This window comes from Tardiphaga robiniae (assembly GCF_013359755.1).
GTDB lineage: Bacteria > Pseudomonadota > Alphaproteobacteria > Rhizobiales > Xanthobacteraceae > Tardiphaga > Tardiphaga robiniae.
Map to the genome: position 1 here is coordinate 63,662 of NZ_JABMCJ010000086.1, position 12,090 is coordinate 75,751.

The 12,090-nt window shown below is 64.0% G+C and carries 8 protein-coding genes; 6 read left to right on the plus strand and 2 right to left on the minus strand.

Going from position 1 to position 12,090, the window contains the following annotated elements; genetic code table 11:
• Positions 1-78 precede the first annotated feature (78 nt).
• The gene (locus tag HP556_RS17620) at positions 79-1,299 is read right to left on the minus strand and encodes a TrmJ/YjtD family RNA methyltransferase (RefSeq protein WP_175367933.1); all 1,221 of its coding nucleotides are present in this window, start codon (positions 1,297-1,299) and stop codon (positions 79-81) included.
• A gap of 288 nt (positions 1,300-1,587) precedes the next feature.
• Here HP556_RS17620 and HP556_RS17625 point away from each other — a divergent pair, with 288 nt between their 5' ends.
• From HP556_RS17625 to HP556_RS17650, 6 genes are all read left to right on the plus strand, one after another.
• Entirely contained in the window at positions 1,588-3,318 is a 1,731-nt protein-coding gene (locus HP556_RS17625; RefSeq protein WP_175367934.1) for an alpha/beta hydrolase, read from the plus strand.
• 248 nt (positions 3,319-3,566) lie between these two features.
• Entirely contained in the window at positions 3,567-5,291 is a 1,725-nt protein-coding gene (locus HP556_RS17630; protein WP_175367935.1) for a carbamoyltransferase C-terminal domain-containing protein, read from the plus strand.
• Between the two features lie 230 nt (positions 5,292-5,521).
• Positions 5,522-6,736, plus strand: a complete 1,215-nt coding sequence (locus HP556_RS17635) for an NADP-dependent isocitrate dehydrogenase (RefSeq protein WP_068735892.1) — start codon at positions 5,522-5,524, stop codon at positions 6,734-6,736.
• Positions 6,737-6,830: 94 nt separating this feature from the next.
• Positions 6,831-8,897, plus strand: coding sequence for a prolyl oligopeptidase family serine peptidase (locus HP556_RS17640; protein WP_175367936.1), 2,067 nt, complete (start codon positions 6,831-6,833; stop codon positions 8,895-8,897).
• A gap of 90 nt (positions 8,898-8,987) precedes the next feature.
• Positions 8,988-9,470, plus strand: a complete 483-nt coding sequence (locus HP556_RS17645) for a DUF3455 domain-containing protein (protein WP_175367968.1) — start codon at positions 8,988-8,990, stop codon at positions 9,468-9,470.
• Positions 9,471-9,609: 139 nt separating this feature from the next.
• Entirely contained in the window at positions 9,610-10,314 is a 705-nt protein-coding gene (locus HP556_RS17650) for an SDR family oxidoreductase (protein WP_175367937.1), read from the plus strand.
• 22 nt (positions 10,315-10,336) lie between these two features.
• Here the strand turns inward: HP556_RS17650 and ybaL are convergent, their stop codons facing one another.
• On the minus strand, positions 10,337-12,028 hold the full coding sequence (gene ybaL / locus HP556_RS17655; RefSeq protein ID WP_175367938.1) for a YbaL family putative K(+) efflux transporter: 1,692 nt from the start codon (positions 12,026-12,028) through the stop codon (positions 10,337-10,339).
• Positions 12,029-12,090 lie beyond the last annotated feature (62 nt).

A 12,090-nucleotide genomic window follows, 5' to 3' on the forward strand; every position in this document is an offset into this window, starting at 1 on the left:
TGGTAGTCTCCGGTGAGCCAAGCCACTCAGAGATTCCGGGTTCGCTCGCCAAGTGGCGAGCGCCCCGGAATGACAGTTCTAGTTATTGCCCTGCCCCGGCATCCCGCTGGCCAGCAACGCCTCAAGCCGATCCAGCTCCGCCGCGATGTCGCTGATAACATCGTCCGCCCGCATCGCGATCACGCGGTAGCCGCGCTCTTGCAGCCAGGTCTGCCGGGCGGCGCGGTCGCTGACAATCACGTCGGTCTCGCCGGGATTGACCAGCTCGATGGCGATGCGCTCCGGGAAGGAGACGAAATCCGGGATGTGGCGGCCGACCGGGGTCTGGCGCTTGAACTGGCCGGCGAAGCGGCGATCGGCGCGGAGCTGGTCCCACAACAGCCGCTCGGCATCGGTCGGATTGCGGCGGAGCATGCGCGCCAGGCCGCGGACCGTGCCGCTCTCATGCGCCTGCGCGCCCTGCCCGTGTTCGGCCAGCAGCGCCCGCAGCCGGGTCGCCTGTTCGCCGTCGAGGACGCCGCCCTTGGCCGGGCCCTTGCGGCCCTCGGCGATGGCCATGACCACCCCGTGCAGCGTGTGCATGTCCTGCTTGGTCGGCTCCATCCGGGTGAAGATGTTGCGCAGGTTGACCAGCATGGTGTCGCGCTTTTCCGGCGGGCGCAGGAATTCGACCTTGTCGAGCTCGCCGACGAGGTTGTCGAAAAAGACGCTCATCTGGTGCTGCGACGCCGGCTCCGACCGCTCCGGCATGGCATAGGGCAGCGCGTTCGCGGTGGCCTGCTTGAACCATTCATAGCCGCACAGCAGAACCGCCTGGGCGAGGTTGAGCGAGGCGAAGGCCGGGTTGACCGGGAAGGTGATGATCCGGTTGGCGAGCGCGACCTCCTCGTTCTGGAGCCCGTAGCGCTCCCTACCGAACAGGATGCCGGCGGTCGCCCCGGTGGCGACATGGGCGATGGTCTCGGCGGCCGCGGCCTCGGGCGCGACCACCGGCTTGGCCTGGTCATGCGCCCGGGCGGTGGTCGCGAACAGCAAGGTGCAATCGGCCACCGCCTGCTCGACGGTGTCGAACAGCTCGACCTTGTCGAGGATGTGGTCGGCGCCGGAGGCGGCCCGGCGGGCATGGACGTTGGGCCAGCCGTCGCGTGGATTGACGATGCGCAGCCGGGTCAGGCCGAAATTGCCCATGGCCCGCGCGCACATGCCGATGTTCTCGCCGAGCTGAGGTTCGACGAGGATGACAACGGGGCCGACCAGGTCGGTATGCGCCTTGGTAGAGTCGGTGCCTGAACCGGACATCGCACTTCACTTTCTGATTCAATCTCTGAAGGTCTTGAATCAACCCGTGAAGGTTTTGATTCAACACCTCATCCGGGCGCTGCAAGTCACATGAAGCTGGACGGTTTTTGCCAGCCGGATGAGCGGCTTGCCGGGATTTGGTAGATTTCCCCTAAAACCGGCCCGCGTGGTCGCGCGCTCCGTTTGCTTTGGGTCTGGTTTCGGTTACCGGTAGCAGCAACGTTCAAACGAAACTGCAAACGAACCCGGTCACCAGTATCACTGGCGCGGGATTATGGGAGGAATGCAATGCGCGCAAGATGGACATTGGCGATAGTTGGCGCCGCAATGATGGTTGCAGGCAGCCTGCTCGCCCATCTGACGCAAACCTCGGGCGGCATCAAGATCGAGGACATTCGCTTCAAGGGCGCCAAGGGCAACACAATGAGCGCCCTGCTCTACACCCCGCCAAACGCCACGCCGCAGACCCCGGCGCCGGGCATCCTCGCGGTCCATGGCTACATCAATTCCCGCGAGACCCAGGACGGCTTCGCCATCGAATTCGCACGCCGCGGCTATGTGGTGCTGGCGCTGGACCAGACCGGCCACGGCTATAGCGACGGGCCGGCATTCTCGAACGGGTTCGGCGGACCGGATGGCCTCGCCAAGCTCCGCAGCCTGGACATCGTGGACAAGACCAATATCGGACTCGAGGGCCACTCGATGGGCGGCTGGACCGTGCTCGCCGCCGCCACCGCCATGCCCAACGACTACAAGGCCATGGTGCTCGAAGGCTCCTCCACCGGCAAACCCTTCGCCGCCGACGGCACGCCCACCTGGCCGCGCAACCTCGCACTGGTGTTCGCCAAGTATGAGGAATTCTCGACCCTGATGTGGGGCGTCCCGAAGGCCCGCGACACCGTCAGCAGCCCGAAGCTGTGGGCGCTGTTCGGCACGAATGCGGCGGTCGAACCGGGCAAGGTCTATGGCGACCTCGCCGCCGGCACCGCCCGGGTGCTCTATACCCCGGCCATCACCCATCCCGCCGAGCACATCTCCCATGAGGCGATCGGCTACGCGCTTGACTGGTTCGGCAAGACGCTGACCGGCGGCACGCCGCTGCCGGCCTCCGACCAGATCTGGTTCCGCAAGGAGATCGGCACCGGCATAGCGCTGCTCGGTTTCGTCGCCTTCCTGATCGGCATCTTCGACGGGTTGCTGGAGGCCCGCATGTTTGCCCGGCTGATCCTGCCGGAGCCGGCGGATGGCTCGAAGCCTTTGGAGACCCCAGTCGACCGCAGCCGCTGGCTCGGCGCTCTGGTCCTCTCGGTTCTGATCCCGGCTTTGACCTATTATCCGGCCTTCACGCTGGCCGGGAATTGGGTCAAGGCATCGCCCTGGCTGCCGCAGGGGATCACCAACCAGATCGTGGTCTGGGCCCTGATCAACGCCGCCATCGCGCTGGTGCTGATGCCGTTCGCGCCAAAACGCGCCAGCCGCCGCGGGATCATCGGCCTGTCGATCGCCATCGCGCTCGCCACCGTCGCGTCAGGCTACCTGGCGCTGTGGCTGGCCGACCTGATCTTCACCGTCGACTTCCGCTTCTGGATCGTGGCGCTGAAGCTGCTCAACGGCAAGCAGGCGCTGATGGCGCTGATCTACCTCGCCCCGATCACCCTGTTCTTCGTCATCGCCCTGCACGTGATGCACCGGAATTTCTCGACGCTCAGCGCCAGCCGGTCCGCCGTCTACCTCACCAACATGACCGCGCTGGCCTTTGGCTTCGCTCTCTTGCTGGGCATCCAGTACGGCGCCCTGTTCCTGAACGGCCAGTTGATCGACCCGGCACCCGCGGTGATCACCTCGGTCCCGCTGAACACCATCGTGGCAATCCAGTTCGTGCCCCTGATGGCGATTGTGGCCGTGATTGCCACCTTCACCTGGCGGCGCACCGGATCGAGCCTGCCGGGCGCCCTGATCTGCAGCTTGCTGGTGACCTGGTACGTGGTGGCGGGCACAGCGACGCAAGCTGCATTTTAAGCACGAACAACCTGCGTTTTGGGTTCAAAATTGGGCTGAAACCGCTTAACGCCCCGGCTTTCGCCGGGGCAGGCGTGCGAGGCCGCGGACCGTGCCGCTCTCATGCGGCGACGATGCCTTGCCGTGTTCGCGGCCTGCCTGCCCTGACAATCCGGATGAAGGCGAGTTCCCGGCCAAGCGCTCGTGATTTGCCGGTCGTAGCGGGGGGTAGGTAATGTGCCGCTCCCGGGAACGACCTTGCAGCCTTCATGCCTCAGCTTATCCTCAGCGTTCACTCCGGCGTCCATGACGCCGCCGTCGCCATTTTCGAAGATTACGATCTGAAGGCCGCCATCGCGCTGGAGCGACTGACCCGGCGCAAGAGCGATGGCAGCACTCACCCCGATGCGGCCATCGACGAAGTGCTGTCGATCGCCGGCGCCACCCGGCGCGATGTCGACGTCGTCGCCACTAGCCGCGCGATGTTTCCCAAGGCCTACTTCCCCCGCCTCGGTGGCCTCCGCTGGCTGCACGAGCAGTATCGCAGCCGGGTCGGCAAGGACCGCCTGCTGCTCGGCGCCGAGCAGCATCGCTACCGCGCGCAGCGGGCAGAGGACGTCTTCGATGCCGCGGCGTGGCGGCGCGACGGCGGTTTCCGCGACGACGCCGCGGTCCATTTCTACAATCACCACGAAGCGCATGCGCTTCCCACTTTGTTCTACAGCCCGTGGCCGGATGCCCTGCTGGTGACGGCCGATGGCGGCGGCGACAATGTCAATTACAGCTACCGGCACTTCGCCGACCGCCGCCTGACGACGCTCTACGGCGACGACACCTGTCTGTTCCTGCCAAATCCCGTCGACAGCCTGGGCCGCGCCTATAGCGCGGCGACCAAGTCGCTCGGATTTCGGCCCAACCGGCATGAGGGCAAGCTGACCGGGCTCGCGGCCATGGGCAAACCGACAGTGGCCGATACGATCGCCGGGTATTTTTCGGTCGGCCCGGACGGACGTATCCAGTCGAGCTTTCGCAGCTATCACCAGATGAACGCGTTGATGCGCCGGCTGGCCAAACAGGCCGGCCGGGAGGATTTTGCGGCGTCGATCCAGAAGGTGCTGGAAGACACCATGCTGCTGTCGCTGCAGCGCCTGTTGCAGCGGCATCCGGCGCGCCATCTCGGCCTGTCCGGCGGCGTGTTCGCCAACGTCAAGCTCAACCGCCTGCTCGCGGAGCAATTGCCGATCGACGAACTCTTCATTTTTCCGGCGATGGGCGACGACGGCCTGCCGATCGGCGGTGCGCTGTCCTACCTGATGCAGCGCGACGGCCTGGCGCCATGGCTGGGCCGCCGCCGCGATCTCGGGACTGTCTATCTCGGCCGCGATTTTCAGACCGGGCTCGACGCCGGCATCGCAGCCACCCCGGGGATTCACCGCGTCGACGAGGTGCCGGTCGATGGCGCGGTGAAGCGGCTGGTGGCGGGCGAGATCGGCGCGATCTTCAATGGCCGGATGGAATACGGCCCCCGCGCATTGGGCGCCCGGACCATCCTCGCCAATCCGGCCCGGCGCGGCACCCACGACCTCTTGAACGAACGGCTGAGCCGTTCCGAATTCATGCCGTTCGCCCCCGTCATCACCACTGAGCGTGCTGCGGAGGTGTTCGACGTCAATCCCGTCAATGCGCGCGCCTGCCGCTACATGACCATCGCCTGCGACGTGAGGCCGGAATGGCGGGACCGCATCCCCGCCGTGGTCCATGTCGATGGATCGGCGCGGCCGCAGGTGATCGCGCGCCCGGACAATCCGCTCTATTATGACATTGTCGAGGGGTTTGCAGAGGCCAGCGGATTGCCGGTGCTGGTCAATACCAGCTTCAATGTCCACGAGGAGCCCATCGTCAACAGCCCGGACGAAGCGCTGCGGGCGCTGCTCGACGGGCGGATCGATTTCCTGGTCACCACCGGCGGCCTTTACCGGCGCGACGCGGCGTAACGGCATGGCACGGCAGCCTGCCGGGGGCCTTGATCTGCAGCCGGCCGGTGACCCGGTACGTGGTGGCGGGCACCGCGGCGCAGGCTGCATTTTGAGCAAAAACAGCCTGCGTTTTGGGCTGAAAATTGCGCCGAAACTGCATGACGCCCCGGCTTTCGCCGGGTCCTGCGCGGTGCTATAGCCCCCCTACAAATCATCCCTCCCGCAACGCGCTAAAGGCCCGAACCACCATGGCAAAAATCAAGGTAGCCAACCCCGTCGTCGAACTCGACGGCGATGAGATGACCCGGATCATCTGGCAGTACATCAAGGACAAGCTGATCAACCCCTTCCTTGACGTCAACCTGATGTATTTCGACCTCGGGATGGAATACCGCGACAAGACCGACGATCAGGTCACCATTGACGCCGCCCACGCGATCAAGAAATACGGCGTCGGCGTGAAGTGTGCCACCATCACCCCCGATGAAGCGCGCGTGAAGGAATTCGGCCTCAAGCAGATGTGGAAGTCGCCGAACGGCACCATCCGCAACATCCTCGGCGGCGTGATCTTCCGCGAACCGATTATCTGCAGCAACGTGCCGCGCCTGGTCCCCGGCTGGACCAAGCCGATCATCATCGGCCGTCACGCTTTCGGCGATCAGTACCGCGCCACCGACTTCAAGTTCCCCGGCAAGGGCACCCTGACGATGAAGTTCGTCGGCGAAGACGGCGCCGTGATCGAGCGCGAAGTGTTCCAGTCCCCCGGCGCCGGCGTCGCACTGGCCATGTACAACCTCGACGACTCGATCCGCGACTTCGCCCGCGCATCGCTGAACTACGGCCTGTCGCGCGGCGTTCCGGTCTACCTGTCGACCAAGAACACCATCCTCAAGGTCTATGACGGTCGCTTCAAGGACATCTTCCAGGAAATCTTCGACGCCGAATTCAAGACCAAGTTCGAAGCCGCGAAGATCACCTATGAGCATCGCCTGATCGACGACATGGTGGCTGCTGCCATGAAGTGGTCCGGCGGTTACGTCTGGGCCTGTAAGAACTACGACGGCGACGTGCAGTCCGACACCGTGGCCCAGGGCTACGGTTCGCTCGGCCTGATGACCTCGGTACTGCTGACGCCGGATGGTTCGGTGGTGGAAGCCGAAGCTGCCCACGGCACCGTGACCCGTCACTACCGCGAGCACCAGAAGGGCAAGGAAACCTCGACCAACTCGATCGCGTCGATCTTCGCCTGGACCCAGGGTCTCGCCCACCGCGCCAAGCTCGACAACAATGCCGAGCTGGCGAAGTTCGCCAAGACCCTCGAAAAGGTCTGCGTCGACACCGTCGAAGCCGGCTACATGACCAAGGATCTGGCGCTGCTGGTCGGCGCCGATCAGCGCTGGCTCTCGACCACAGGCTTCCTCGACAAGGTCGCGGAAAACCTGACCAAGGAACTGGCGGCCTGATTTCCGCCCTCTCCTGACTGCACCATCCGAAAGTCCGGGTTGCCTCAGGCACCCCGGACTTTCTTTTTGAGACGTTCCGTTTTCGAGGTGACCCATGACTGCGCCAAATCCCGCCGACGGCAGCAATGATCCATATGTCTGGCTCGAAGAAATCGAGGGCGAGAAAGCCGTGGCATGGGTCGAGGCACAGAATGCGCGGACCGACGGCTTCCTCTGCGACGATAGCTACAAGCGCGATTTCGACGCAGTCATGAAGATCCTCGACGCCGACGATCGCATTCCCTTCGTCGGAAAGTCTGGCGACTATCTCTATAATTTCTGGAAAGACGCCGCTCATCCACGCGGACTTTGGCGCCGCACGGTGCTGGAGAGCTACAAGACCGATACGCCTGAATGGGACGTGCTGCTCGACATCGATGCACTGAACCAAGCGGAAGGCATCTCCTGGGCCTTCGCAGGTGCTGCGCGTTCCCCAGATAAGACCCGCGCGTTGATCAGCCTGTCGTTCAACGGCACTGACGCCATCGAGATCCGTGAGTTCGATATTCCCAGCAAGAGCTTCGTTGCCGACGGCTTCATCATCCCAAAGGCCAAGACGCAGGTGAGCTGGGTCGATCAGGACACGCTGCTGCTCGGCAGCGCGCAGACGCCCGAGGACAGCACCGAGGCCGGCTATACCCGCACCGTACGCAAATGGACGCGCGGCACACCGTTGGCTGCGGCTGAAACCGTCTTCGAGGTCGAGAAGCGGGACGTGGCCGCCTGGTTCGGCGTCAACCGCCGACCGAGCCATGAAGGCGTGATGTACTGGCGCGCGCTGGATTTCACGCGCTCGCATATCTTCGTCGAGCGCAAGCATGGCCCGCATGCCGGAAAGCGCCTGCGCCTCGAACTGCCGGAGGAGATCTCGGTCTCGGCCGAAGCCAATGATCTTCTGGTCAGCCCGAAACAGGACTGGACCGTCGGCGACCAGACGATCCCGACCGGCGCACTCGCCGTCATCGACCTCGATCACTTCCTGTCTGGCGCACGCGATTTCGAGATCGTCTTCATGCCGACACCGACCCGCGCGCTGCAGTCATGGTCGGAGACCCGGCACGGCATCGTGCTCGAAATCCTCGATAACGTCCGCGGTCGCCTCGCATTGCTGCAGCGAAGCGAGGCCGGGTGGCGCGAGACGGCACTTCCGGGATTGCCCGATAACGCCACGATCTCGGCGCAGAATTTCGGCGGCGAGGACGATCCCGATCTCGGCACCGACATGCTCTTCACCGTCACGGGCTTCGACCGGCCGACAACGACGGCACTGTGGACAGGCCACGGCGCGCCCGAGCCGCTGAAGAGCTCGCCGCCCAATTTCGATCCCGAGGGCATCGAGGTGCAGCAGCGCCATGCGGTGGCGGCGGACGGCACCAGGATCCCCTACTTCCTGATCGGCAAGAATCTCTCGGCCGGCGCCCCGCCCCGGCCGACGATTCTCTATGGCTATGGCGGCTTCGAGATATCGCTGACGCCCGCCTATATGGGCATCGCCGGCAAGCTATGGCTCGAACAAGGTCATCTCTACGCCATCGCCAATATCCGCGGTGGTGGTGAGTTCGGCCCGGCGTGGCATCTGGCTTCGCGCAAGATCACCAAGCATGTGGCGCATGACGACTTCGCTGCGGTGGCGCGCGATCTCGCAGCGTCTGGCATCACGACGGCGCAAAAGCTTGCGTGCCACGGCGGCAGCAATGGTGGCCTGCTGGTCGGCAACATGCTGACGCGCTATCCGGAACTGTTCGGCGCGGTCTGGTGCAGCGTGCCGCTGCTCGACATGGCGCGCTATACCAAGCTGCTCGCCGGCGCGAGCTGGATCGCCGAGTATGGCGATCCGGAAATTCCCGACGAGTGGGCCTATCTGCAGAAATACTCGCCCTATCACTTGATCGCGCCCGGTAAGACCTATCCGCCGATCTTCATCACCACCAACCGCACCGACGACCGCGTCCATCCCGGCCACGCCCGCAAGATGGCAGCGAAGCTCGAAGAGCTTGGCTATCCCGTCTGGTTCAACGAGACGGTGGCGGGCGGACACTCCGGCGCCGTCGACAATACCAAGCAGGCACAGAGCCAGGCTCTGGGATTTGCGTTTCTACGGCGGACGATTGGAGCTGCGTAAAACGAACGACAGAGCAACTACCAACCAGAGCAAGAGAGGGTTCACATGACCTGCAATACGCCCCATGTTTTCAAACGCCCGATCCTGACCATGATTGTCGCGCTCTCGCTCAGTGACGCGGGCCTATTCTCTGCTTCGGCGCAGGTGCCGGATGCGATTGCAGCCCCCGGCGAGACGCAGATCGCCAAGCTGCATGCTGAAGGCGCGCAGGTCTATGAGTGCAAGGCCGACGCTTCAGGAAAGCTGACATGGACGTTCCGCGAGCCGATCGCCACGCTGATGGCCGATGGCAAGACCGTGGGGCGGCACTATGCCGGACCGAACTGGGAATACAGCGATGGCAGCGCCGTGGTCGGTAAGGTGACCGGCAACGCACCAGGCACCACTGCCAAGGACATTCCGTGGCTCCGTCTCGAAGCCGCCTCGCATCGCGGCAGCGGCATGTTGAGCGGCGTGACCACGGTACAGCGCATCAACACCGTTGGCGGCACGCTCGGCGGCACCTGCAGCGGCGCCGGCACTTTACAGAGCGAGCCCTATTCGGCCGACTACGTGTTCCTGCGCAAGGGCTAAGGACATTTCGCCGGCGGACACTCCGGCGCGGTGGAGAATACCAAGCAGGCACAGAGCCAGGCGCTGGGTTTGCGTTTCTACGCCGAACGATTTGCCGCTAGAGCAAGACGACCAGAAAAACATTCAGGGAGACCGCCTCATGTCATCTAGCAAAGTCGCCATCATCACGGCCGGTGGAAGCGGCATGGGCGCCGCATCGGCGCGCCGCCTTGCCGCCGACGGGTTCAAGGTTGCGATCCTGTCGTCGTCCGGCAAAGGCGAAGCGCTCGCGCAAGAGCTCGGCGGCATTGGCGTCACCGGCTCCAACCAGTCGAGCGACGATCTGAAGCGACTGGTGGATGGCACGCTGGAGAAATGGGGCCGGATCGACACGCTGGTAAACAGCGCCGGTCACGGCCCGCGTGCGCCGCTGCTCGATATCACCGACGAGCAGTGGCACACCGGCATGGATGTCTACTTGATGAACGTGATCCGGCCAACGCGACTGGTGACGCCGATCATGCAGAAGCAAAAATCCGGTGCGATCATCAATATCTCCACCGCATGGGCATTCGAGCCCTCAGCGATGTTTCCGACTTCCGCCGTGTTCCGCGCCGGTCTCGCCTCTTACACAAAATTGTTCGCAGATAGTTTTGCCGCCGACAATGTACGGATGAACAATGTGCTGCCCGGCTGGATCGACAGCCTGCCCGCCACCGAAGAACGCCGCCAGAGCGTCCCGATGCAACGCTATGGCAAAAGCGAGGAGATCGCGGCCACGGTCGCATTCCTCGCATCGGATGGCGCTGGCTATATCACCGGCCAGAACATTCGCGTCGATGGCGGCATGACGCGGTCGGTGTGATGACCTGATCGCAACGGCGCTACTAAACCACGCCCGTCGCGCCGATCTGCAGCAGCATCGCCTTGGCGATTTCCTGCTCGCCCATGATCACGACATTGGCGCCGTGATGCTTGAGATGCGCGATCTCTTCTTCGGAATGGGCGCGGGCGATGATTGGAAGCGTAGGGTTGAGCGCACGGGCCTTGGCGACGATCTGACCGCCTTCGAAGGCGTCCGGGATGGCGACGAGCAATCCCCTGGCGCCCATCACATTTGCAGCCTGCAACATGTCCGGCGCCGCGGCATTGCCGGTGACGACCTCAACACCTTCCTTCTGCAGACGCTCGACAACGCCCGGCGTGTCCTCGATCACCAGCAGCGGCGTGTTGTTCAAGCGCAGCGCCCTGCTGACCACGCTGCCGACACGACCATGGCCGACCAGCACGACGTGATCCTTGAGTTGCGTCTCCGGCAACGGGACGCGCGTGACCGCTTTCTCCTTGCTGTCCGCAGCGGCCGCTTCACTCGCAGCCGCCGCTTTCGCGTCCTTATCGGCCAGTAGGCGATCGAGCAATGCGAAGAACAGCGGATTGAGCATGATCGAGATAATCGCGCCTGCGAGCACGAGATCGCGACCGCGATCCGGCAGCAGACCGAGGCCCACGCCGAGGCTGACGAGAATGAAGGAGAACTCGCCGATCTGCGCCAGCGAGGCGGAGATCGTCAGCGCCGTCGAGGTCGGATAGCCGAACAGCCGGACGATGCCGAAGGCAGCCGCCGATTTGCCGAACAGGATGATGAACACGGTGGCGAGCAGCGGCAGCGGTTCGCGCAGGACGATCGCCGGATCGACCAGCATGCCGACCGAGACGAAGAACAGCACCGCAAACGCATCGCGTAGCGGCAGCGTCTCATTGGCAGCGCGCTGGCTGAGTTCGGACTCGCTGAGGATCATGCCCGCAAAGAACGCACCGAGCGCGAACGACACGTCGAAGACGAGGGCTGCGCCGAAGGCAACGCCGAGCGAGATCGCGAACACCGCAAGACGAAACAACTCGCGCGACCCGGTATGCGCCACATAGTGCAGCAGCATCGGGATGACGCGGCGGCCGACCACCAGCATGAAAATGACGAATCCCGCGACCTTGCCGAGCGTGATCAGCACCGGCATCGCCAACGCTGACATGCTGGCACCATTGCCCTCGCCTTTAAGCAGGCCAGCGATCGCCGGAAGCAGCACCAGCGTCAGCACCATCGCGAGGTCTTCGACAATCAGCCAGCCGATGGCGATGCGGCCACGCTCGCTGTCCACCAGACGTCGTTCCTGTAATGCGCGAAGCAGCACCACCGTCGAAGCCACCGACAGCGCGAGGCCAAACACAAGGCCACCACCGAACGACCAGCCGAGCGCCTCGCCGAGACCGATGCCGAGCAGTGTCGCCACGGCGATCTGCACGATGGCGCCGGGGATCGCGATATTCTTGACCGAGAGCAAATCCTTCAGCGAGAAATGCAGGCCTACGCCAAACATCAGCAGGATGATGCCGATTTCCGCGAGTTCATTGGCGATATTCTGGTCCGCCACATAGCCGGGCGTAAATGGGCCCATGAAGACGCCGGCGAGCAGATAGCCCACCAGTGGCGACACGCGAATGCGCTGTGCGATCAGGCCGAGGATGAATGCCAGTACGAGGCCGACGACGACGGTGGAAATCAGCGGGGTGTTATGCTCCATGCCGCTTTTTGCCGCATGGGCGCGTGGGATGCCACCCTTAACGAGGGCTACTCATGGTCGCA